25 protein-coding genes and 1 other RNA gene are annotated in these 20,888 nt (G+C 55.0%); 15 read left to right on the top strand and 11 right to left on the bottom strand.

Annotated elements, in window-relative coordinates; genetic code table 11:
• Window positions 1-4 precede the first annotated feature (4 nt).
• The 3 genes from GOW93_RS01080 (at window position 5) to GOW93_RS01070 (ending at window position 3,520) form a co-directional block, all read left to right on the top strand.
• Entirely contained in the window at window positions 5-1,219 is a 1,215-nt protein-coding gene (locus GOW93_RS01080; RefSeq protein ID WP_170381220.1) for a hypothetical protein, read from the top strand.
• Entirely contained in the window at window positions 1,216-2,565 is a 1,350-nt protein-coding gene (locus GOW93_RS01075) for a cytochrome P450 (RefSeq protein WP_170381219.1), read from the top strand. Before GOW93_RS01080 ends, GOW93_RS01075 begins: the two co-directional genes overlap by 4 nt.
• A gap of 73 nt (window positions 2,566-2,638) precedes the next feature.
• Entirely contained in the window at window positions 2,639-3,520 is an 882-nt protein-coding gene (locus GOW93_RS01070) for a fructose bisphosphate aldolase (RefSeq protein WP_170381218.1), read from the top strand.
• Between the two features lie 6 nt (window positions 3,521-3,526).
• Here the strand turns inward: GOW93_RS01070 and GOW93_RS01065 are convergent, their stop codons facing one another.
• The 4 genes from GOW93_RS01065 to fumC all read right to left on the bottom strand — a co-directional run bounded on the left by GOW93_RS01065 (window position 3,527) and on the right by fumC (window position 5,975).
• Window positions 3,527-4,129, bottom strand: a complete 603-nt coding sequence (locus GOW93_RS01065) for a DNA-3-methyladenine glycosylase I (protein ID WP_170381217.1) — start codon at window positions 4,127-4,129, stop codon at window positions 3,527-3,529.
• A 63-nt stretch (window positions 4,130-4,192) separates the two neighbouring features.
• Window positions 4,193-4,408, bottom strand: a complete 216-nt coding sequence (locus GOW93_RS01060; RefSeq protein ID WP_170381216.1) for a ribbon-helix-helix domain-containing protein — start codon at window positions 4,406-4,408, stop codon at window positions 4,193-4,195.
• A complete protein-coding gene (locus GOW93_RS01055; protein ID WP_170381215.1) occupies window positions 4,405-4,581 on the bottom strand; it encodes a DUF4169 family protein in 177 nt (58 codons plus the stop codon). The genes GOW93_RS01060 and GOW93_RS01055 overlap by 4 nt, the downstream gene beginning before the upstream one ends.
• Complete coding sequence (gene fumC, locus GOW93_RS01050; RefSeq protein ID WP_170381214.1) at window positions 4,581-5,975, bottom strand: class II fumarate hydratase; 1,395 nt, start codon at window positions 5,973-5,975, stop codon at window positions 4,581-4,583. Before fumC ends, GOW93_RS01055 begins: the two co-directional genes overlap by 1 nt.
• Window positions 5,976-6,002: 27 nt before the next feature.
• Between fumC and GOW93_RS01045 the strand changes: the two genes are divergently transcribed.
• Window positions 6,003-6,734 (top strand): hypothetical protein, encoded by a 732-nt coding sequence (locus GOW93_RS01045; RefSeq protein WP_254443428.1) that lies wholly within the window; start codon window positions 6,003-6,005, stop codon window positions 6,732-6,734.
• A 22-nt stretch (window positions 6,735-6,756) separates the two neighbouring features.
• Here the strand turns inward: GOW93_RS01045 and GOW93_RS01040 are convergent, their stop codons facing one another.
• From GOW93_RS01040 to GOW93_RS01010, 7 genes are all read right to left on the bottom strand, one after another.
• Window positions 6,757-7,215 carry an SspB family protein gene (locus GOW93_RS01040; RefSeq protein ID WP_170381213.1) on the bottom strand — a complete coding sequence of 153 codons (459 nt, stop codon included), beginning with the start codon at window positions 7,213-7,215 and terminating at the stop codon, window positions 6,757-6,759.
• 75 nt (window positions 7,216-7,290) lie between these two features.
• Window positions 7,291-8,544 (bottom strand): chromate efflux transporter, encoded by a 1,254-nt coding sequence (gene chrA / locus GOW93_RS01035; protein ID WP_170381212.1) that lies wholly within the window; start codon window positions 8,542-8,544, stop codon window positions 7,291-7,293.
• The gene (locus GOW93_RS01030; RefSeq protein WP_170381211.1) at window positions 8,541-9,356 is read right to left on the bottom strand and encodes a chromate resistance protein ChrB domain-containing protein; all 816 of its coding nucleotides are present in this window, start codon (window positions 9,354-9,356) and stop codon (window positions 8,541-8,543) included. The genes chrA and GOW93_RS01030 overlap by 4 nt, the downstream gene beginning before the upstream one ends.
• A 130-nt stretch (window positions 9,357-9,486) precedes the next feature.
• Window positions 9,487-9,918: an ester cyclase gene (locus GOW93_RS01025; RefSeq protein WP_170381210.1), complete on the bottom strand. Its 432-nt coding sequence runs from the start codon at window positions 9,916-9,918 to the stop codon at window positions 9,487-9,489.
• Between the two features lie 97 nt (window positions 9,919-10,015).
• Window positions 10,016-10,363: a transfer-messenger RNA gene (ssrA, locus tag GOW93_RS01020) on the bottom strand.
• A gap of 36 nt (window positions 10,364-10,399) precedes the next feature.
• Window positions 10,400-10,762, bottom strand: a complete 363-nt coding sequence (locus tag GOW93_RS01015) for a DUF4345 family protein (RefSeq protein ID WP_170381209.1) — start codon at window positions 10,760-10,762, stop codon at window positions 10,400-10,402.
• A 10-nt stretch (window positions 10,763-10,772) separates the two neighbouring features.
• Window positions 10,773-11,504, bottom strand: a complete 732-nt coding sequence (locus tag GOW93_RS01010) for a FadR/GntR family transcriptional regulator (RefSeq protein WP_170381208.1) — start codon at window positions 11,502-11,504, stop codon at window positions 10,773-10,775.
• Window positions 11,505-11,616: 112 nt separating this feature from the next.
• On the opposite strand from GOW93_RS01010, the gene GOW93_RS01005 reads away from it, so the two are divergent.
• The 11 genes from GOW93_RS01005 (at window position 11,617) to GOW93_RS20820 (ending at window position 20,814) form a co-directional block, all read left to right on the top strand.
• On the top strand, window positions 11,617-12,381 hold the full coding sequence (locus tag GOW93_RS01005) for a DUF2182 domain-containing protein (protein WP_170381763.1): 765 nt from the start codon (window positions 11,617-11,619) through the stop codon (window positions 12,379-12,381).
• Between the two features lie 4 nt (window positions 12,382-12,385).
• Window positions 12,386-13,090 carry a DUF1326 domain-containing protein gene (locus GOW93_RS01000; RefSeq protein ID WP_170381207.1) on the top strand — a complete coding sequence of 235 codons (705 nt, stop codon included), beginning with the start codon at window positions 12,386-12,388 and terminating at the stop codon, window positions 13,088-13,090.
• Complete coding sequence (locus GOW93_RS00995) at window positions 13,090-13,596, top strand: DinB family protein (protein WP_170381206.1); 507 nt, start codon at window positions 13,090-13,092, stop codon at window positions 13,594-13,596. The genes GOW93_RS01000 and GOW93_RS00995 overlap by 1 nt, the downstream gene beginning before the upstream one ends.
• Window positions 13,597-14,700 carry a dimethylsulfoniopropionate demethylase gene (locus tag GOW93_RS00990; protein WP_170381205.1) on the top strand — a complete coding sequence of 368 codons (1,104 nt, stop codon included), beginning with the start codon at window positions 13,597-13,599 and terminating at the stop codon, window positions 14,698-14,700.
• A 101-nt stretch (window positions 14,701-14,801) separates the two neighbouring features.
• The gene (acuI, locus tag GOW93_RS00985; RefSeq protein WP_170381204.1) at window positions 14,802-15,797 is read left to right on the top strand and encodes an acryloyl-CoA reductase; all 996 of its coding nucleotides are present in this window, start codon (window positions 14,802-14,804) and stop codon (window positions 15,795-15,797) included.
• A gap of 186 nt (window positions 15,798-15,983) precedes the next feature.
• Window positions 15,984-16,547, top strand: coding sequence for a ribosome recycling factor (frr, locus tag GOW93_RS00980; RefSeq protein WP_170381203.1), 564 nt, complete (start codon window positions 15,984-15,986; stop codon window positions 16,545-16,547).
• Between the two features lie 8 nt (window positions 16,548-16,555).
• Window positions 16,556-17,287 carry an isoprenyl transferase gene (locus tag GOW93_RS00975; RefSeq protein WP_170381202.1) on the top strand — a complete coding sequence of 244 codons (732 nt, stop codon included), beginning with the start codon at window positions 16,556-16,558 and terminating at the stop codon, window positions 17,285-17,287.
• Window positions 17,284-18,066, top strand: a complete 783-nt coding sequence (locus tag GOW93_RS00970) for a phosphatidate cytidylyltransferase (RefSeq protein WP_170381201.1) — start codon at window positions 17,284-17,286, stop codon at window positions 18,064-18,066. The genes GOW93_RS00975 and GOW93_RS00970 overlap by 4 nt, the downstream gene beginning before the upstream one ends.
• Entirely contained in the window at window positions 18,066-19,238 is a 1,173-nt protein-coding gene (gene dxr / locus GOW93_RS00965; protein WP_170381200.1) for a 1-deoxy-D-xylulose-5-phosphate reductoisomerase, read from the top strand. Before GOW93_RS00970 ends, dxr begins: the two co-directional genes overlap by 1 nt.
• Before the next feature lie 4 nt (window positions 19,239-19,242).
• Window positions 19,243-20,595, top strand: a complete 1,353-nt coding sequence (rseP, locus tag GOW93_RS00960) for an RIP metalloprotease RseP (RefSeq protein ID WP_170381199.1) — start codon at window positions 19,243-19,245, stop codon at window positions 20,593-20,595.
• A gap of 90 nt (window positions 20,596-20,685) precedes the next feature.
• Complete coding sequence (locus tag GOW93_RS20820; protein ID WP_302476987.1) at window positions 20,686-20,814, top strand: hypothetical protein; 129 nt, start codon at window positions 20,686-20,688, stop codon at window positions 20,812-20,814.
• Window positions 20,815-20,888: the final 74 nt, after the last annotated feature.

Raw genomic sequence — 20,888 nt, 5'->3', positions numbered from 1 at the left:
GGCCATGAGCAGTCAATCAAAACAGCCGCAGGTGCGCAGGCGTCGGGTATATTATATTCCCGGCTATGATCCGATTCACCCGCGCCGCTATCGCGAGTTGTACCGTAAGGAAGGCCGGGCACAGGCAAATATCTCGGGCTATGAGATCGCCATTTCCAGTAAGTCGGGTGATGGGCCGTATGGTTGGCGCGTTCAATCCCGTCAGGATGGCATGGACGTCGAGACGGAATTCGACGTTCTGGTCTGGTCCGATATCGTGCGCCAAAGCATGTCGAACACAATTCTCGGGACCTACGTGCAACTGGTACGGACCGCATGGACTTACATCGGGTCCGGTGCCCTATGGCGCTTGATGAGGCTGCGAAAGGGGCCGGTAATTGCTGCGCTTTATCCGGTGGGTATGTTGGGATTGCAGCTTCTTTTGGCTCTGGCGGCTGCGTGGGTTCTGACTGAGTTGCTCTGGTCGTTTGCCGGGATTTTGGCGCTGATACCGGCCATTCTGGCTGCATACGCCGTTCTGCGCTGGTTTCGGACAATCGATAACCGCCTGTTCGTTTACTACCTGATGCATGACTACGCCTATTCGGCGGTTCAAAAGGGTGCCGTTCCGGTCGAGTTGAGTGGAAGGCTGAAAGAATTCACTGAGAGTATACGAACTGCGCTTGAGAGCGATGCGGACGAAGTACTGGTGATCGGTCATTCCTCAGGTGCACATCTTGGCGTAATGGTATTGGCAGATCTGATACGCGCCCAAGACAATCTCTCGGATCAGCCAAAGTTGTCCTTCCTGACATTAGGGCAGGTGATGCCGATGGTCTCATTTCTGCCCGATGCGCAGCGGCTTCGCACCGATCTGAAATTCTTGTCGATCCAAGATGATCTCACTTGGATTGATGTTTCCGCGCCGGGCGACGGTTGCGCATTTGCGCTGTGTGATCCGGTTGGTGTCAGTGGTGTTGCGACAGAACGGAAACGCTGGCCTTTGGTGCTATCTGCGGCGTTCACGCAAACCCTGTCGCCGGACCGATGGCAAGAACTGCGCTGGAGGTTTTTTCGTCTGCATTTCCAATATCTCTGCGCGTTTGATCGTCCGAGTGACTACGATTATTTCCGCATTACGGCAGGGCCGATGACTTTGGGGCAAAGGTTCAATGGGCGCTTGCCATCAAAGTCTCGCATCGACGTGCCGGTTTCAAAATACAGATCGGTCCATCCATGAAGCCGCCAAAACCAACGCCCCGTCCAGATAAGGTGTCGCTGTGGCGCTATCTAAAACTGTTCCGCAAGGATCTGCTGTCGGCGCAGCCACAGCGGCTGTACCGGGCCTGGATGGCAGAGTTTCGCACGCCGTTCTTCCGATCCTTTATGATCAACCAGCCCGAGCTTGTGGATATGGTTCTCAAGCAGCGACCGGATGACTTCCCAAAGTCTGGGCGCATTAGCGAGGGTTTGCGCCCGTTACTTGGGGATTCAGTCTTTCTAACAAACGGTGAGGCCTGGAAACGGCAACGCCGTATCATCGACCCGGCCTTTGAAGGCGGCCGGTTGAGGGACACCTTTCCTGCGATGTTGCAGGCAGCAGAGGCGTGTGTCGAAAGGGTGCGAGGGCAGGCGGGTACGGTGGTCGAATGCGAAGAACTCACCAGCCATGCCGCAGCGGACGTGATCTTCAGGACGTTGTTCTCGGTTCCGATCGAGCATGAAGTTGCCGCGCAGGTGTTCGAAAAATTCCGAGCCTATCAGCGGCAACAGCCCTTGTTGAACCTGGCAGCGTTTGTTCCTGTGCCGCGCTGGATGCCTAGAATGCATGCGCGCACTACGCGGAAGAACGCGCGGGATATCCGGCAATTGATCAAACGCCTGACAGCAGAGCGTGCTGAGCTGATTGCAGCGGGTCAGGCTCCGGATGATCTGGCTACGAAAATTATGACCACTCCTGATCCGGTGACCGAGCGCTGTTTCGATACACGGGAAATGGTGGACCAAGTGGCCATTTTCTTTCTGGCCGGGCATGAAACAAGCGCGTCGGCGCTTGCCTGGACGTTGTATTTGATGGCTTTGTTTCCCGACTGGCAGGACAAGCTATGTGCCGAGGCGGAGATTCTGGAGAACCCAAGTTTCACCACCATGTCCAAACTTAAACTCAGCCGGGATGTGTTCCGCGAGGCGTTGCGTCTCTATCCTCCGGTACCGATGATGGTGCGCGAGGCGGCCTGCGCGGAACAGTTTCGCGGCAGAAAGGTTCCAAAGGGCGCGCAAATCGTCATTAGCCCTTGGCACCTGCATCGGCAGGAAAGACTGTGGGACAGGCCTGATGATTTTGACCCAACACGTTGGGGCACTGAGAATGGAAAAAGCTGTCAGCGTCACGCCTATATCCCGTTCTCGGCTGGGCCCCGCGTGTGTACCGGGGCCGGGTTTGCGATGATTGAGGGGCCTTTGCTGCTGTCGATGCTGTTGCGACACTTTCGGTTTGAATTGGTCGAAGGGCAAACGCCAGTGCCAGTCGCACATCTGACTGTGCGATCGAAAGATGGAATTTGGTTGCGCGTGGTTGAGCGCTAACAACCTACCATCACCCGCCGCCTTGATGTATGCGGTTGAAAAATGCGGAATCATTGGTGAACGGGAAAATCTTATGTCCAAAGCAGAACAGCGCGAGCAGATGTCCAACGGCGCGGGCTTCATTGCAGCCCTGGATCAAAGCGGCGGGTCGACGCCCAAGGCGCTGGCTCTTTATGGCGTAGAAGCCTCTGACTACAGTTCGGACGAAGAGATGTTTGGCGAAATCCAGAAAATGCGCGCGCGCATCATTCTGGCCGATGACTTCACCAAGAACAAAGTGATTGGCGCCATCCTTTTCGAGCGCACTCTGAGCGAAGAAATCGATGGCCGCAAGGTTGCGGACTACCTTTGGTCCCAAAAAGGGATCGTACCTTTCCTGAAGATCGACAAGGGCCTGGAAGATCAAGCCAACGGTGTTCAGATGATGAAGCCGATCCCCGGTCTGGCCGACACCTTGGCGAAAGCTGATGGCGTATTCGGTACCAAAGAGCGTTCGGTGATTCATGAGGCCAATGCCGAAGGCATCGCAGCCGTGGTGGCCCAGCAGTTCGACGTAGCCCGTGAAGTTGTGGCCGCCGGTATGGTTCCGATTGTCGAGCCCGAAGTGAACATCAACTCGGCCACCAAGGCAGAAGCCGAAAATATCCTGAAAGCCGAAATCCTGAAGAACCTCGACCAGCTGGACGAGGGGCAGGACATCATGTTGAAGCTGACCATCCCAACTCAGGCGAACCTGTTCGATGAGCTGGCTGATCACCCGCGTGTTGTTCGTGTTGTGGCGTTGTCCGGTGGCTATTCGACCGAGCAGGCATGTGATCTGCTAAGCCAGAACGGCAAGATGATTGCATCTTTCTCGCGTGCGCTGACTGAGGGCCTGTCCAAGCAGCAATCGGATGCCGAGTTTAACGCTGCTCTTGGTGGTAACATCGAAAAAATCTTCCGCGCCTCGATATAAGAGGCGCTATTGGGGTTTGGTGAATTCGCGGCGCAACTGCGCCGCTTTTTCGCGCATTGCGCATCCGACCGCGTGGTCATTCACCAAACCCATCGCCTGCATAAATGCAAATACGGTTGTTGGTCCGACGAACTTCCAACCGCGTTTTTTCAGATCCTTCGACATTGCAATGGACTCGGCTGAGGTCGACGCGGTTTGCGGTTCGGGCGGGGTTTCGGCCTCGTACCGCCAGACGTATGCTGCCAGAGACCCTTCGGCTTCAACAAGCTCCTTCGCGCGACAGGCGTTATTGATAACCGCTTCGATTTTGCCGCGATGACGAATGATGCCGGAATCCTGCAGTAGCCTCTCCACATCAGCTTCATTAAATGCTGCTACAGCATTGAAATCAAAATATTTAAAAGCTTTGCGGAAGTTCTCTCGCTTGGCCAGAATCGTTCGCCAACTGAGGCCGGACTGAAAACTTTCCAAGCAAAGTTTTTCAAACAGACGTTGGTCATCGCCAACCGGATAACCCCATTCTTTGTCATGGTAGTCAAAGAATTCGGGGGCAGCTTGACACCACGCACAGCGCGGCTGGCCGTCGGGGCCGGGAACAGTCTTATTCATGCATGTACCCTTTTTGTTCTACCGCAGCATAGGCCCAATAATGCGGCACTGGCAAGGGGGACCTCAGGAACGGTACCAGTTCAAAATAAAAACACGAATAGCCGATGCCAAGCCAATCTCAGGATCACGATTGACATCAATATCCGCCGCCAAGGCATTGATTGGAGTATTTTTTTCCTTGGCAATTTCTCGAAAAGCCTGCCAGAATTCATCCTCAAGCGAAACCGAGGTGCGATGACCTTTCAGGGTCAAAGAGCGTTTGACGGGACGACCAGTCATTCATCCAACTCGTGATTGTCTAACTCTCGGCGCTGTTTTTCCTGTTCGAGCCGATTTTCGTTTTTCTCGGCCTTACTACGTCCGAATTTGACAGCGTTCTGGTCAGCGCGGGCCTTCTTCTGAGCCCGCGCTTTTTCTTTTCTGTACCGGTTCAGATTGACCGGCTTGCCCATCAGTCTTTTGGGCCGATCATCTGCTCGGGGCGGACGACAGCGTCAAACGTTTCTTCGTCCACAAAGCCCAGCGCGATGGCCTCTTCCTTGAGGGTGGTGCCGTTCTTGTGGGCGGTTTTGGCGACCGTGGTGGCGTTGTCATAACCGATGGTGGGCGCCAGTGCAGTGACCAACATCAGCGATTCCTTCATCAGTTTGTCGATGCGCGCCTCGTTTGCCTTGATGCCCAGCAACATCCGCTCGGTGAAGCTGTCGGTTGCATCGCCCAGCAATTGGATTGATTGAAGCAGGTTGTAGGACATCATCGGGTTGTAAACGTTCAGCTCAAAATGGCCTTGTGACCCGGCAAAGTTCATGGCGGCGTTGTTGCCCATGACATGGGCTGCAACCTGAGTCAGAGCTTCGGCTTGGGTCGGGTTGACCTTGCCCGGCATGATCGACGATCCGGGCTCATTTTCCGGCAGGATCAGTTCGCCAAGTCCCGAACGAGGACCCGAACCCAGGAAACGGATGTCGTTGGCGATCTTGTAACAGCTGCCCGCAATGGTGGCCAATGCACCTGAAAGGAAGACCATGGCATCATGAGCGGCCAGAGCCTCGAACTTGTTCGGCGCAGTGACGAAGGGAAGACCGGTGATTTCAGCCATGTTTGCGGCAACTGCCTCGCCCCAGCCATGCTGGGTGTTCAGTCCGGTGCCCACGGCGGTGCCACCTTGCGCCAACTCGTATATTCCCGGCATAGCCGCCTGCACCCGCGCGATGCCCTGACGAATCTGATGCGCATAGCCCGAGAACTCCTGACCCAGAGTCAGAGGTGTGGCATCCTGAGTGTGTGTCCGGCCAATTTTGATGATGTCTTTGAACTCTTCGGACTTCTGCTCGAGCGCGGCAGCGAATTTTTCAAGACCAGGCAGTAGTACGTCACGAACGCTCATGGCCGTGGCGATGTGCATTGCCGTTGGGAAAGTGTCGTTCGAAGACTGACCCATGTTGCAGTGATCGTTGGGATGAACCGGATCCTTGGAACCGATGACGCCGCCCAGGATTTCAATCGCTCGGTTAGCGATGACCTCGTTGGAGTTCATATTGGACTGGGTGCCCGATCCGGTTTGCCAAACCACCAGCGGGAAATTGTCGTCAAACTTTCCCTCGAACACTTCGCCAGCAGCTTGAATAATCGCGTCCGCAATCGTGGCGTCCAGTTTGCCAGTTGCTTTGTTCTGCATGGCGCAGGCTTTTTTGATCACGCCCAGTGCGCGCACGATGGCAACGGGCTGCTTCTCCCACCCGATGGGGAAGTTCATGATCGAGCGTTGCGTTTGAGCACCCCAATACTTGTCAGAAGGAACCTCCAACGGGCCAAAGCTGTCGGATTCGGTGCGGGTCTGAGACATCTGTCACTCCGTCGTGTATACAATTGCATGCCGTTTACCCGCAACAGTGTTTGGGTGCAATCGGCCAGTTGCGCGCACCATAAACTTAAGGCTGCCAGAGGTATAGGCAGAAGGGTCAAGGAAATTTGTTGGAAAACACATTGTGCGCGCGTGCGGCTGAGCTACAATAAATGGATCACTACATCGGAGGCTCAGGTGGGTACAATGTTTCGAACTTTTCACCTGAAATCTATCGTATATTCATTGGGTGTGTTGTTTTGGGCCATGGCGGCCGGCCTTCCGGCCCATGCTGCGGACATCTCGCCATTTGTTGGTGACTATGTAGGATCTGCAAACGTTGTAGATGATGACGGAACCGAAACGCCGCGAGACATGAGCGTTTCTATCGAAAAGTCGAAGCACGGCTTTAACGTCAGTTGGACGACCACGACCTACAAGGCTGATGGCCGTATCAAAGAGCAAAAGTTTTCGGTTGATTTCAAAGAGTCGAACCGACCGGATGTCTTTTCCGCGGCCATGAAACGAAATGTCTTTGGCCATGAGGTCCCATTGGATCCGATGCAGGGGGAACCTTTTGTTTGGGGGCGGATCGAAGGCGATACTCTGACCGTTTTCTCGCTGTTTATTGATGAGACCGGCGACTATGAGCTTCAGCAATACGACCGTACACTTGCAGAGGGCGGTCTTGATCTTTCATTTTCAAGGTTCCGAAATGGCACGAAGTCGCGTTCTGTCGAAACATTCTTAAAAAAGAATTAAGCCTAACGTTGGTTTCAACGCGTTATTTTCGGAAACTGTCCAACGAGACGACCTCGGCGTCTTGCTGATCCGGCTCTTCTTCGACTTCGATAGATTCCTCGACGACGGGCTCAAACTCTTCCTCATCCTCGGGGCTTTCAAAGCGCAGCCCGAACTCGACCGACGGATCTACGAAAGTTTTGATGGCAGAGTACGGGATATACAGCGGCTCGGGCGCATCGCCAAAGTTAAGGGTAATGGCAAAACCGGTGTCGCTAACCTCTAGATTCTCGAACCAGTGCTGCATGACAATGGTCATTTCTTCGGGGTACCGCTCACGCAACCAATCGGCCAGTTCGACACCGTCCTGGCGGGTATCAAATGTGATAAAGAAATGATGTGAGCCGGGCAGGCCATTTTCTGAAACGCTGGTTAAAACCGTTTTGATGAGCCCGCGCATCGCGGTGTGCATCAGGTTTCCATAATCGATGTCTTGCGACATGTGTCATCCTCAAATGTGATTTCCTCAGCATAAGGAATTTCGGCGGAAACGAAAGACCGGGAATGCGAGGATTGTTTAAAGAAAATGTAGTCCTGTTCCTACAGCGGCCATCATAAAAAGCGTGGTCGCCATCCCAAATTTAAACTTAAAAATCAATAGTCCTGCTAGCAGTGTTAGGGCTAATGCCGCAGGATTCAGGCCGTTTGGTTCGGGCTGGGGAATGGTCACTGGTCCCCACGATTTCTCTGGAATATCACGAAAAAGGACATTCAGGCTGAACCAGACAGACAGGTTGAGAATCACACCGACTACGGCAGCGGTGATTCCATGCAAAGCAGCCGATAATTTTGGTCGGGTGGCCAGTTGGTCCAGGTAAGGCGCAGCTAGGAATATCCAAAGAAAGCAGGGGACAAAAGTTGCCCATAGCGCGACCAATCCAGCAGCAATAGCCAGCGGCGCACCACCGCTGATTTGCCCAGTCAACATGGCAACGAACTGGGTCACCAGTATCAAGGGGCCCGGTGTCGTTTCCGCCAGCCCCAGCGCGTCGATCATCTGATCTGTGCTGACCCATTGGTATTTGTCCACTGCGGTCTGGGTCATGTAGGCCAAAACGGCGTAGGCTCCGCCAAAAGTAACAACGGCCAGGCGCGCAAAGAACCAACCTAGGTCGCTCAGCAGTTTTTGCCCCGTAACGCTGAGAAGCAGAAGCGGGCCCAACCATAGCGTTAGCCACACCGCAGCAGTGCGGAAATAGTTCGTTACTTTGGGGGACGGTTCAGCGTTAATGTTGTTGGCCTCACCGTCGAACGTGACATACCCCCAGATGGCGGCGGCCAAAATGATCAATGGGAATGGCAGGTTGAAGGCGAAAATTGCCAAGAAACCCAAACCGGCAATTGCGTGGTGATGCGTGTCTGTCAGCGCTTTGCGGGACAGATTTCTAAGAGCTTGCAGAACGATGACAATCACCGTTGCTTTCACTCCCAAAAAACCAGCCTGCACTATTGGAAGGTTTCCGAAAGCCGCGTAAAGCCCAACCAGAGCGGCGATGACACAGGCTCCGGGCAAGACAAACAAGGTACCCGCGATTAGCCCTCCGGAGACGCCTCGTAGGCGCCATCCAGCATATGTGGCCAGTTGCATCGCCTCAGGCCCCGGCAAAAGCATGCATAGCGATAGGGCCCGCAGATAAGTTTGCTCATCCAGCCACGGGCGCCGTTCCACAAGCTCTTGATGCATCAGTGAAATCTGTGCCGCTGGCCCTCCAAATGAGAGGAGGCCAATGCGACCGAACACGCGAATAAGCTCGGCAACCGATGGGGTCATGGCTTTCGATCCGTTGGCCAATCGTGCTGTTCATCAAAGCCATCGCGGGCCCAACGGTACATCGCATCATACAGGTGCAGACCAGCCTCAAGGTTTTGGTGGTCGTCGCGATACTGCCGCGACAGGCCAACAGAGATCGCAAGCAGCCCGGCGGCCTCGGGGGCAAGATCATGGCGGTTGGTGTCAGCGGCGCGAACGACCGTGGCCAGACGGTCCAGGGCGGGTGTGTGTAGCTGAAATTCGTCCAGCATGGTGTCAAATGTACAGCGGTCTTGCCTGTGGGACCAAAACGTATCCGGAATATCAAATGGCACCCCATCAAAGATGGAGGCGGTGGCTTCAACCTCGGACGGGGAAACGAACAAGAACTGCGCGTCAGGGTCTACAAAACGTCGGATCAGCCAGGGGCAGGCGATCCGGTCGATCTTTGGCCGGTGGCGTGTGACCCAGACGGACCGGCCATCGCCGCACCTCGGGACGGCAGAGGCTGGAAACCGCGGTGCGTCCGGCGTATCCCGCCATCCATACATCCCACCCTCAAGATATTCCGCCGCACAGCCGGTGCTGCGCAGCCACGAGACGACACCTTGGCTGAGCTTCTTGCCTTTCTGGCAGATGATGATGGCCGCTCGGTCTCCGATACGATGGGCAATGCCGTCTATGTCCTCGGCACTATGGCGAACTGAGCCGGGGATCAGAAAAGGATCAGCCTCAAAGTCGGCTTCCAAGCATATATCGACCAATACCGGAGCTTGCGGCGTTCCAATCAAGCGCAGTAGCTGTTTTGGAGTGATTGAGTTGGGCGCAGGCATAGCATGTCTCCTGTTTTAAGCGGATACATGCGAAACTTGGGCTGGCGCCTCACGGGGCGTTCGCAATCTTACCCCATGCGCTTTGCTTACGGCCAAGCGCTTAGGGGGTCAAGATTGTGCGTTATTGGGATTACGACCAATCCAGCCTCTGACCAGTCATGCAGACGGGCAAAGTGTCTTGCGGAAACTGCCCAAGCTGTTCGAAAAGCGAAATAAAATCGAACTGGTTATAGGCCTCGACCATGCGGCCATCCTTGATCCGGGCGAAAACACTGCCAGTGGCCTGCAAGGGCGCACCGTTATCTGCCCGCGTTGTACTGACATGCAGGATTGCAGACACCCAGTCACCATTTTCGATGATTTTCGGTATTTCGACCTTGATGTCCCCCAGAACATGCCGAAAGGCCATAACCAGATCACGGAAATCATCTGCACCGACCTGCATTTCGGGGATCAGACCCTCTGCCATCGTGTCGGAGGCAAAATATTGGTCTATTGCGTCCAGGTTCCCGTTTTCCCAAACCTCGGAATACCATCCTCTCACCAGATCTGCATGTGACATCCCGGCTCTCCTTTTACTGTTGCAGTCAGCATGAGACGAAAGGGTGAAAAAAACCTGAAAGTGTACAAGTTTAGGGAAAACAGCGGAAATGTGTAGAAGTGCAGGTTTCTGTTGCCAGGTACCTGCGAACCCCGCCTTACGCGGCTAGGCGCAAGGGCTTAAGTTTCGGTCTTGTTACTGCTTACGCAGCAACTGCAACCGGAGCACGATTGTCGTTTGCAATTGTACTAGTTTCGCCGGTAACGGTGGCAGACAGCCGAGACAAAGCTAACCCCTTTAGACGTTCGTCGATCCTATTTCGGCCCCAGAATCCTCAAACGAAGGATGGTTGGTGGAGCCGCCGGGTACCGCCCCCGGGTCCGATCCGCTTATTACGAGCGCGTTTATGTCCATAGTCCCGAAGGACATACCCTATATAGGTGAGGGGACGCGTGGATGCAAACCGGGATTTTTGTGAAGCGTTATACAGGAAAACAAAGACTTATGCGGCTCTGTTTAAGTTTGCCAATATCAACCAAAGCGCCAGAGCCAACTCGATTCCTCCGAACGTTACCGCTTTTACTAGCGGCGGGTTGTCTAGAAAAACCGAGACAAAGCGGCCAAGGGCAGCACCGGCGTACACAACGCCCAGCATGACATAGGCCGTTGGGTTATTCAGCCACAACACAACAGCGCCGGTTACAACGAACAGACCACCAACCGAGGCGCGCATTTCGCTAAGGCCCATATTGCTGTCAGTTGGGGCAAGGTCCAGCGAGGCGGCGGTAAATGCCGGGGCCAGAAACCCAAACAGGCCGAAGCCAATGGTAAGAATTGCCGAGATAACGTTTAGCGCTGTTGTCATGCTTCCCTCGTTACGCGGGTTTGCGGCGCTGTTGTGCCACGTCACAGGCCAGTTTCCGTGTGTAATTTTCAAGTTCTACCAGTGTCGTATCTACTTTGTCGGCGTCTTGGGCTTCTAGCGCGTCGGCGATCTGGTTGTGCAGGGTGATGATCTCTTCGCGGGATCGCGCGGTAAAAGTGATCATGTTCATAAGAGGCTGCATGGCTTCAACTGCTCCGGCCAGTTGATAGGACAGAACCGGGTTGCCTGCGCCATCGACCAGAGCTCGGTGAAAGGCCACATCAGAGGCGCAAAACGCCTCATCTGTTAGACCGGGCTGCGCCTGACGAAAGATTTCGGCCCGCATGGTGGCGAGCTGATCAGCGGTTCGGCGCTGCGCAGATAGCGGTGCACAAGCGCGCTCCAGTGCAAAGCGAGCCTCGCAGGCTGTGTCGAAACTGACGGCATTCATCGACAGCAGCAGTGTCGACGTGGTGACCTGCTGCGCATAGGCGTCCTCAAAACTGATGCGGTTGACGAATGCACCACCGCTTGCGCCGCGCTGGGTGCGGATCAATGACTGTGCAGCAAGGCGCTTCAGGGCTTCGCGTACTGTTGGCCTGGAAACCTGGAACTGGTCAGACAACTCCGCTTCGGACGGTAAACGTTCGTCGACGATCAATTCGCCGGAGATGATGGCGCTTCGAATGGCCTGCGCGATCTGCGCAGACAAATCGGCAGGTTTTTGAGGATCGATTTTCATATTTCGGGGTCGCCTGAGAAAAATTATTTGTCTGACATTTAAAAGTCTGACATTTGAAAAGCAAGGACTGAGTCGGGAGGGACACGTGAGTCGCGCAGTTTTACGCAGCGGAATGTGGCTGGGGTTTTATATCCTGATCCTGTGGGCGTGGTGGATGATGTTCTCCATGAGCCGCAGTATGGATCTGGACTGGATCGGCCGCCCAGGTCCAATGGGGCAGGCCATGGCTGCCATGGACCCCCGCATGGACATGTATATGCCAATGGCCGAGTTCAGTCCGCTGTTCGGGATGTGGGCAATCATGATGGCTGCCATGATGCTGCCGACGTTGGTGCCGACCCTGCGCAGCTATGACGACCTGATCCGCAGTGCAAACGGTACTCGGGTAGGGTGGATCGGTGTTTTGGCCGGGTATTTCCTTGTCTGGGTCGGGTTTGCCGCGTTGATCACCTGGGTTCAATTGGGTCTGCTGTTCGGTGGCGTCGTTGACATGCTTGGCATCGCCAAATCCGCGTGGTTCGCCGGTGGCCTGATGATCGCCGTCGGTGCATTCCAGTTCACCCGCGCTAAGGAAGTCTGCCACGGGGTTTGTCACGCCCCGATGACCTACTTTCTGGGCCATTGGAAGACTGGCTTCATTGGCGGTTTGCGTATGGGCTTAGGGCTCGGGGCGTTTTGCGTTGGCTGCTGCTGGGGCTTCATGGCACTTGGTTTTGTCGGCGGAGTTATGAGCCTTCTTTGGATGGGCCTCGCCACGCTGTTTATGGTTCTCGAAAAGCTGCCTCAGATTGGTCACACAGTGACGCGACCAATGGGGTTTGCTCTTATTGCAGGGGGTCTGGTCCTCCTGATCTACCCCTTTACGTTTGGAGGATAAGTATATGGCAAAAAATAGAAAACCTGAGGCAGATAGGCTACCGATCAGCCAGCGCATCGACAGCCGTATGCCCAACCCCAAGCGCCGTGAGATGAGCCCGACAGATTGGGCCATCAAGGGAGAGTTAATCCTCAACTGCTCTTGCGATGTGTTCTGCCCCTGTGTTGTGTCATTAGGTGCGCATCCTCCGACCGAAGGGCATTGTCACGCGTGGATGGGTGTCATCATCGACGAAGGCCATTATGAGGGCGAGGACTTATCGGGCCTGAATGTTGGTCTGTTGGTCGATATTCCCGGTCGCATGGGTGAGGGGCAATGGAAAGTCGCCGCCTATGTAGACGAACGCGCCAGCGGTAAGGCCTACAACGGAGTGCTGCAGATATTCAGCGGGCAGGCAGGTGGCACAACCGGCCTGTTTACAATGTTGGTCAGTGAGATCATTGGGGCCGAACGGGCTCCGGTTCAGATTGAGCGGGACGGTAATAAGCGCCGTATCGTTATTGGTCGCAAGATTCAGGGTGAGATTGAGATGTTGGCGGGCAAAGATCCCGAGCATCCGGTTATGGTGTCGAACTCAAAGTACTGGATGGGGCCGGATATCATTGTGGCGCGGGGGACTAAATCCAAAGTGCGTGATTATGGTCGGGTTTGGGATTTCGGCGGCAAGTCGGCCGAGATATGCCCAATCGATTGGCATGGACCCAAGTGATGATCACAGGTGCCTATGCGCAAGAGATGGCGCGGTATAACCGGTGGCAAAACGAGCAGTTATCTGGCTTTCTGCAAGAGCTTTCCTTGGAGGATCTGACCAAGGAACGCGGCGCGTTCTTCGGTTCGATCATGGGCACGGCAAATCATTTGCTGTGGGGAAGCTGGATTTGGATCTCGCGCTTTGACAAAGGTGAAGGTCCGGGCGGTGGAATTCCCGAGAGTGTCTCTCTGTGTGCTGATCTGGCCGAATGGGGGCCTCTGTGTGAACAGATCGACAACCGGATATTAAAGTGGGCCGGATCACTGAGTGACGCACCGCTGACCGGCGAATTTACTTGGTTCTCAGCCGCGAAAGAAGTTGATGTTACATTGCCTTACGCACGGTGCCTGATCCACATGTTTAACCACCAAACCCATCATCGTGGGCAGTTGCACCAAATGCTGACGGAAACAGGCTCAGCCGCTCCGGTCAGTGATCTGGTGTTTATGCCTCAGGAGGTTTGAATGCCGCAAATTTCGTTTTCTCGCCGTCTTCGCCGCACTCCGTTCTCGGAGGGGGTCGAAGCTGCAGGCGTCAAAGGATATACGGTGTATAACCGTATGTTATTGCCTACGGTCTTCGAAAGTGTTGAGGCCGACTATCGACATCTGAAAAACCATGTTCAGGTTTGGGATGTATCATGCGAGCGTCAGGTCGAACTGCGAGGGCCTGATGCGGCCAAGTTAATGCAGATGCTGACACCGCGCGATCTGCGCGGGATGCTGCCCGGGCAATGCTTCTATGTGCCTATCGTAGATGAAACCGGAGGAATGTTGAATGACCCGGTGGCGGTAAAGCTCTCGGATGATCGTTGGTGGATATCGATCGCCGACAGCGACTTGTTGCTATGGGTGAAGGGTATCGCGAACGGATACCGACTGGATGTGCTGGTGGACGAACCAGACGTGTCACCATTGGCCGTTCAGGGACCAAAGGCTGATGATCTGATGGCGCGTGTTTTTGGTGATCGAGTTCGCGACATTCGGTTCTTCAAGTTCGATATGTTCGAATTCGAAGGTCGCGATTTGGCGGTGGCGCGATCCGGTTATTCCAAGCAGGGAGGTTTCGAGATTTATGTTGAAGGTTCCGAGATCGGAATGCCGCTGTGGAATGCTTTGTTTACCGCGGGTGAGGACCAGCAAGTGCGTGCAGGGTGTCCAAATCTAATCGAACGCATTGAAGGCGGACTGCTGTCGTATGGCAATGACATGACCGACGACAACACGCCGCATGAATGTGGCCTGGGCAAGTTCTGCAACACGCATACTGCCATCGGCTGTATAGGTAGGGACGCGTTGTTGCGGGTGGCCAAGGAAGGGCCAGTCCAACAAATCCGACCGATTGCGATTGATGGTGAAGCCGTGCTGCCTTGCGACCGTCCGTGGCCAGTGTTTGCCGACGGAAAAAGGGTGGGACAGGTGACGTCGGCTGCTTGGTCTCCGGATTTTCAATCGAATGTGTCCATAGGCATGATACGGCTGAGCCATTGGGACGCCGGTACTGCCGTGGAGGTCGAAACGCCAGACGGTATGCGCCGCGCAACTGTGCAGGAACGGTTTTGGATTTGAGCGCGGTAGGGGCTCTGCCCCCGTCGCTTTGCGACTCTCCCGAGATATTTTTAGCCAGGTGAAAAACGGGGCCTGGGATAAAGGAAACGAAAGGAAATCAGATGTTCAATGTTTTGGTCATGGAAAAGGATGAAGAGAGCGGGCTGGCGACCCCCTCGTTCAAGCAACTTTCGGTGGATGATCTGCCGAATGGCGAAGTGACCGTGGCGGTCGAATATTCAACAGTGAACTACAAAGATGGTCTGTGTCTGTCCCCAAAAGGGGGCGGGCTGGTGCGGAATTACCCCCATGTGCCGGGTATTGACTATGCTGGGACGGTCGAGACGTCGTCGGATGACCGATATAAACCGGGGGATAAGGTGGTTCTGACCGGTTGGCGCGTGGGTGAAGCGCACTGGGGTGGATATTCGCAAAAAGCTAGTGCTTTGGCGGACTGGCTTGTACCTTTGCCCGATGGTTTGGATGCGCGGCAGGCGATGGCGGTTGGGACAGCTGGGTTTACGGCCATGCTTGCGGTCATGGCACTTGAGGACCATGGGATGAAAACAGATCACGGCCCGGTTTTGGTGACCGGAGCTGCGGGTGGTGTAGGTTCGGTAGCCACCGCTATTCTTGCCAATCTGGGATATGAAGTCGCGGCCGTGACAGGGCGGCCAGAAGCTGGTGATTACCTGAAATCTCTGGGCGCCAGCACAATCGTTCCTCGGGAGGAACTGAACGAGACCACCAAGCGCCCGTTAGAAAGCGAGACATGGGCCGGGTGCGTTGATGCTGTTGGCGGAGAGATGCTGGCACGCGTGCTGGGGCAAATGAAATACGGTGCTTCGGTAGCTGCGGTTGGGCTTGCCGGTGGTGCAGGGTTGCCTGCTACGGTCATTCCTTTCCTGCTGCGTGGGGTCAACTTGTTGGGCATCGACAGTGTGATGCAACCCTATGACAACCGAGTGAGGGCCTGGCAGCGTATCGCCACCGATTTGCCGATGGACAAGCTTGAGGCGATGGTGCAACCGGCAAACCTGAGTGACCTGCCACATTTGGGGGCGGATATTCTGAAAGGGCAAGTCAAAGGGCGCGTTGTCGTCGACGTAAACGCCTGATCTTTTTAAGTAGCTGTGAGGTCGGTTGGCATACGTGCCAACCGAACTATTTGCCTTGGAAACATCCCGAAAATGCCGGAAACACCTCTAGTCATTGGCGCAATTCCGCATCATCATTGCTATACATCCCAATTGCGATGGCTTAATAGCCATGCAAACAGTACCTGAAGACGGGGAGTGAGCAGCATGTCTGACGATTTCGAACTGGATACCGACGATCTGAAACGGCGCATGGAAGGCGCCATGGCTAACCTCAGAACCGAATTTGCCTCGCTTCGGACCGGGCGGGCTTCGGCTTCGATGCTGGAACCAATTATGGTGGATGCTTATGGTTCCATGACCCCGATCAATCAGGTGGGAACGGTCAACGTGCCAGAACCTCGTATGGTTACAGTCAATGTCTGGGACAAGGGTCTGGTAGGCAAGGTTGAAAAAGCTATTCGCGAAAGCGGTTTGGGCATCAACCCGCAGCTGAACGGCACAATCATCATGCTGCCGATCCCGGAATTGAATGAAGAACGTCGCCGCGAATTGGGCAAGGTCGCCGGGCAATACGCCGAACATGCCCGCGTTTCGATCCGGAATGTGCGTCGTGACGGGATGGATCAGATCAAAAAGGCCAAGGCGGACGGTATCTCTGAGGATGACCAGAAGTTCTGGGAAGCCGAGGTTCAGGACCTGACGGATGAGATGATCAAATCCGTGGATGCCGCGCTTGAAACCAAGCAGGCTGAGATCATGCAGGTCTGACCCGGATTATGCTAAACTCCCCTAATACTGCGCCCGAACAAGGGCCGCGCCATGTTGCAATTATCATGGACGGTAACGGTCGGTGGGCGCAGGCGCGCGGTCGGCCTAGGCTGTTCGGTCATCATGCCGGTGCGCGGCGGGTGCGCGAAGTGGTTGAGGCCTGCCCGAAGCTTGGGGTCAAATACCTTACGGTTTTTGCGTTCTCTACCGAGAATTGGAAACGAACGCAGGCTGAGGTGGCAGGGCTGATGAGCCTGTTTCGGCGGTATATCACCAAGGAAACCCGAACCCTGAAAGAAAACGGGATACGGGTGCGCTTCATCGGTGACCGCGTGCGTCTGGATTCCAAGCTCACGGCCCTTATGGATACGCTGGAAGAGGAAACCAAGGACAACGATCTGGTTCACCTTACGGTCGCTCTGAACTATGGCGGTCGGGACGAGGTTGCCCGTGCTACCAAACGTCTTGCACGAGATGTGGCCGAAGGTCGGTTGCGCGCCGAAGACGTGGATGAGGAGACGCTGCCCAAGTATCTGGATACGCACGTTCTTCCCGATCCTGATCTGGTCATCCGTACCAGTGGTGAGGCGCGCATTTCAAACTTCCTTCTTTGGCAGTCGGCCTATGCCGAATACGAATTCATCGACACGCTTTGGCCTGACTTCACAGCGGCCGAGCTGGAGCGGTTGTGCCGCAGCTATGGGTCGCGTGATCGCCGGTTCGGGGCAGTATTGGCATGAGCGACGGCAGATGGTCTGACCTGACTGCTCGGGTTCTGTCGGCGGGGGTTCTAGTCTTAATTGGTTCGGTCGAGGTTTGGCTGGGCGGGCTTTGGTTCGAATCCTTCATTGCGATTGCGTGTGGTTTAATGACCTGGGAATTGGTGCGGATGATTGATCCGGATCGTTCCGGTGTGGCAATTCAACTAGGTATTCTGACTGCCGTTGTGGTGTTGGCCAGTTATCACCTGCCTCCGCTCTTCAAGTTGCCGATCCTGCTGGCGCCGGCTTTGGTTGGGGCAGGGCAGATTGGTCGATCCAAAACGACATATGCGCTGTTCGCCATTTGGATCGCTGCGTCCGGTTTGGGCTTTATCTCAATTCGTGAAAACATGGGTTTTGGCTGGATGGTCTGGTTGATCTCGGTGGTGGTTGTGACCGATGTGGCCGGATACTTTGTTGGAAAAACCTTTGGCGGACCTAAGTTCTGGCCCAAGGTCAGTCCAAAGAAAACATGGTCTGGAACTGCCGGTGGCTGGGCTGCAGCCGGTATTGTGGGGACTGTTTTCGCTGTCCACGCAGGTTTCGGCGTCATGTTCGTTCTGATTTCGGTGCTTGCATCCATGGCCAGCCAAGCCGGTGACATCTTGGAGAGTGCGGTCAAGCGAAAGTTCGGGGTTAAGGACAGCTCTAATCTGATTCCTGGGCATGGTGGGTTTCTGGACCGGTTTGACGGAATGATGGGGGCGGCTCTGTTCGTACTAATCGCGGGGCTGATCTATGCCCCCGGAGGCATGTAATGCGCAAAGTTTCAGTGTTCGGTGCGACCGGTTCGGTTGGGCAGAACACCATTGATCTGATTGATCGCGACACAACGGCCTATGATGTGGTGGCACTGACTGGCGGTGCGAATATCGAAAAACTGGCCGAAGATGCCCGCCGCCTGAATGCAGATATAGCGGTGACCGCGCATGACGACCGGCTTGATGACCTGCGCGCCGCACTGGCCGGTAGTGGTGTCGAGGCCGCCGCCGGTCAATCTGCGCTGACCGAGGCCGCTGCGCGACCGACAGATTGGGTTATGTCCGCGATTGTCGGTGCTGCCGGGTTGCCACCTGGGCTTGAGGCGTTGAAGCAGGGCGCAACTTTGGCTTTGGCGAACAAGGAAACGCTGGTTTGCGCGGGCAAGTTGGTAATGGAAACAGCGCAGTCGCATGACGCCCGCCTGTTGCCGGTAGACAGCGAACATTCCGCTGTATTTCAGGCGCTGGTGGGCGAAGATATGGAGGCGGTCGAGCGGATCATCATCACTGCCAGCGGTGGCGCATTTCGCGACTGGCCGCTGAGTGATTTGGCAAATGCCACGGTCGAGCAAGCCTCAAACCACCCAAACTGGAACATGGGGCAGCGGATTACCATCGACAGTGCTTCTATGTTCAACAAGGCGTTAGAAATTATAGAAACAAAAGAATTCTTTGCGGTGTCTCCGGATCAAATAGAGGTGATCGTACACCCAGAATCCATTGTTCATTCACTGGTTGGTTTCAAGGATGGAGCGGTGATGGCCCATATGGGCGCGCCCGATATGCGTCATGCAATCGGTTACGCTCTGAACTGGCCGGAACGGCGGGATTTACCGGTCGAGCGTTTGAACCTTGCCAAATTGGGACAGCTGCGATTTCACGAGCCGGACGAAGCACGCTATCCGGCCTTGCGGCTGGCGCGCAATGTGATGGAACGTGGCGGTTTGTCGGGCGCAGTTTTCAACGCCGCCAAAGAACGTGCGCTTGATCACTTTATCTCGCGTCGGATTGGCTTTCTTGAGATGGCCGATATTGTCGAAACCGTTCTGGACAGATTTGAGGCCACAGACAGCCTTCTTGATGCCCAGTTTGACCTTGATAACGTGCTGCAAACGGACCATCTGGCACGTAAGTGGGCCGATGAGGCCGTGACAAAAACAACAGGATAGAAACTTGGACGTACTTTCTCTGATCCCTCAATTCGGCAACCTGATTTATACCATCGTTGCCTTTGTGATCGCTTTGTCCGTCATTGTCGCGGTTCACGAGTACGGCCACTATATTGTTGGGCGTTGGTCCGGCATCCACGCCGAGGTGTTTTCGATTGGCTTCGGTCCGGTGCTTTGGAGCCGCTTCGACAAGCGTGGAACCAAGTGGCAGATCGCTGCCTTGCCCTTTGGTGGCTACGTCAAGTTTCTGGGTGATGCCAATGCCGCGTCTGGCAAGGACGAAGGGGCGATGCAGGAAATCACCGAGCAAAGCCCGGAAGAGTTGCGCCGAACCATGCATGGGGCACCACTATGGGCTCGATCCGCCACGGTTGCTGCGGGGCCGGTGTTTAATTTCGTGATGTCGGTATTGGTTTTTGGCCTTATTTTTATGTCTCAAGGTGTCACGCGTGATCCATTGACAGTTGGCCAACTACACGGGCTGCCCGGTGCTTCTCAGGGGTTGCAGGATGGGGATGAGATTGTCGCCATTGCAGGTATCGAAGTTCCCGATTTCGATCAGCAAGGCGCATGGACTGATTTCACGGATGCGTTGCCGGTTGAACCGGAGCTGGATTATACCGTAATCCGCAACGGGCAGCAGGTGGATGTTACGGGGCCCTGGCTTTTCCCGGCATTGATTCAACAGGTTGTGCCTCGCAGTGCTGCAAACGATATCGACTTGCAGGCCGGGGACGTTATCACCGAGGTCAATGGCGAACCGATATTTGCCTTTGAACAGCTCAAAGACCATGTGGAAGGATCCGACGGCAAGGTTCTTCTTTTGAATGTCTGGCGGGACGGCGCAGAGCTTGAATTCGCTTTGGCGCCACGACGGACAGATGAGCCAAACCCCGACGGAGGGTTTGTAACGCATTGGCGAATTGGAATTGTTGGCGGAATGGCCCTTGATCCTGCCACAGAACCAGCAGGCTTTTTTGCTTCGCTGTCCGGTGGGGTGCGGCAGACGGTTCGAATCATAGAAGGCTCGCTTTCCGGTGTCTGGCACATGGTCACCGGTGCCATCAGCACCTGCAATATGTCAGGCCCCATCGGTATTGCGGAAACTTCGGGCGCTATGGCCAGTCAGGGCGCACAGAGTTTTATCTTTTTTATCGCCGTTTTATCGACCGCAGTGGGTCTGCTGAACCTGTTCCCAATTCCGGCACTGGATGGGGGGCACCTGGTTTTTTATGCTTACGAAGCAATAACAGGAAAACCTCCCAGCGATGGGGTTCTGAGAGTGCTTATGGGCATTGGTGTATCACTGATCCTCGGGCTTATGATTTTTTCGGTCACTAACGACCTATTCTGCTGATTGTGGCAAGGGGCGCATGGTGATGCCGTATTGATGCCGCAATTCCGGCCTAGAGTGTAATACGCATATCAATCGATACCAGAGGTTGTGATGACAAAGGTTCTGCGTAAATCTGCCCGAGGCCTAGGTTGCCTGTTCGTTTTGAACTGGGACATGCTGTTGTTCTTCGGTGCGACGGGGGTCGCGATGGGAGCATGGGCGTATCTTATCACAATGTGATTCCTGAAATCATTGTTAACACCTGACGAAGCGGCCCTTGGGGCCGCTTTCTGTTTTGGTCTTTTGACAAGCTG

Source organism: Ruegeria atlantica (genome assembly GCF_013032455.1).
Taxonomy (GTDB): Bacteria; Pseudomonadota; Alphaproteobacteria; order Rhodobacterales; family Rhodobacteraceae; genus Ruegeria; species Ruegeria atlantica_B.
This window is presented reverse-complemented; position numbering and strand designations above follow the sequence as displayed.

Coding starts and splice junctions, on each gene's coding strand:
- GOW93_RS01010 (WP_170381208.1), bottom strand. CDS start 11,504: ATGAAAATCGATCCTCAAAAACCTGCCGATTTGTCTGCGCAGATCGCG.
- GOW93_RS01080 (WP_170381220.1), top strand. CDS start 5: ATGAGCAGTCAATCAAAACAGCCGCAGGTGCGCAGGCGTCGGGTATAT.
- GOW93_RS01065 (WP_170381217.1), bottom strand. CDS start 4,129: ATGAATAAGACTGTTCCCGGCCCCGACGGCCAGCCGCGCTGTGCGTGG.
- GOW93_RS01040 (WP_170381213.1), bottom strand. CDS start 7,215: ATGTCGCAAGACATCGATTATGGAAACCTGATGCACACCGCGATGCGC.
- GOW93_RS01015 (WP_170381209.1), bottom strand. CDS start 10,762: ATGACAACAGCGCTAAACGTTATCTCGGCAATTCTTACCATTGGCTTC.
- GOW93_RS01025 (WP_170381210.1), bottom strand. CDS start 9,918: ATGTCACATGCAGATCTGGTGAGAGGATGGTATTCCGAGGTTTGGGAA.
- GOW93_RS01055 (WP_170381215.1), bottom strand. CDS start 4,581: ATGGGCAAGCCGGTCAATCTGAACCGGTACAGAAAAGAAAAAGCGCGG.
- GOW93_RS00995 (WP_170381206.1), top strand. CDS start 13,090: ATGATCACAGGTGCCTATGCGCAAGAGATGGCGCGGTATAACCGGTGG.
- GOW93_RS00990 (WP_170381205.1), top strand. CDS start 13,597: ATGCCGCAAATTTCGTTTTCTCGCCGTCTTCGCCGCACTCCGTTCTCG.
- GOW93_RS00970 (WP_170381201.1), top strand. CDS start 17,284: ATGAGCGACGGCAGATGGTCTGACCTGACTGCTCGGGTTCTGTCGGCG.
- GOW93_RS01000 (WP_170381207.1), top strand. CDS start 12,386: ATGGCAAAAAATAGAAAACCTGAGGCAGATAGGCTACCGATCAGCCAG.
- GOW93_RS20820 (WP_302476987.1), top strand. CDS start 20,686: ATGACAAAGGTTCTGCGTAAATCTGCCCGAGGCCTAGGTTGCCTGTTC.
- GOW93_RS00975 (WP_170381202.1), top strand. CDS start 16,556: ATGCTAAACTCCCCTAATACTGCGCCCGAACAAGGGCCGCGCCATGTT.
- GOW93_RS01045 (WP_254443428.1), top strand. CDS start 6,003: ATGCCGTTTACCCGCAACAGTGTTTGGGTGCAATCGGCCAGTTGCGCG.
- chrA (WP_170381212.1), bottom strand. CDS start 8,544: ATGACCCCATCGGTTGCCGAGCTTATTCGCGTGTTCGGTCGCATTGGC.
- GOW93_RS01075 (WP_170381219.1), top strand. CDS start 1,216: ATGAAGCCGCCAAAACCAACGCCCCGTCCAGATAAGGTGTCGCTGTGG.
- GOW93_RS01005 (WP_170381763.1), top strand. CDS start 11,617: ATGTGGCTGGGGTTTTATATCCTGATCCTGTGGGCGTGGTGGATGATG.
- dxr (WP_170381200.1), top strand. CDS start 18,066: ATGCGCAAAGTTTCAGTGTTCGGTGCGACCGGTTCGGTTGGGCAGAAC.
- GOW93_RS01030 (WP_170381211.1), bottom strand. CDS start 9,356: ATGCCTGCGCCCAACTCAATCACTCCAAAACAGCTACTGCGCTTGATT.
- GOW93_RS01070 (WP_170381218.1), top strand. CDS start 2,639: ATGTCCAAAGCAGAACAGCGCGAGCAGATGTCCAACGGCGCGGGCTTC.
- GOW93_RS01060 (WP_170381216.1), bottom strand. CDS start 4,408: ATGACTGGTCGTCCCGTCAAACGCTCTTTGACCCTGAAAGGTCATCGC.
- fumC (WP_170381214.1), bottom strand. CDS start 5,975: ATGTCTCAGACCCGCACCGAATCCGACAGCTTTGGCCCGTTGGAGGTT.
- acuI (WP_170381204.1), top strand. CDS start 14,802: ATGTTCAATGTTTTGGTCATGGAAAAGGATGAAGAGAGCGGGCTGGCG.
- frr (WP_170381203.1), top strand. CDS start 15,984: ATGTCTGACGATTTCGAACTGGATACCGACGATCTGAAACGGCGCATG.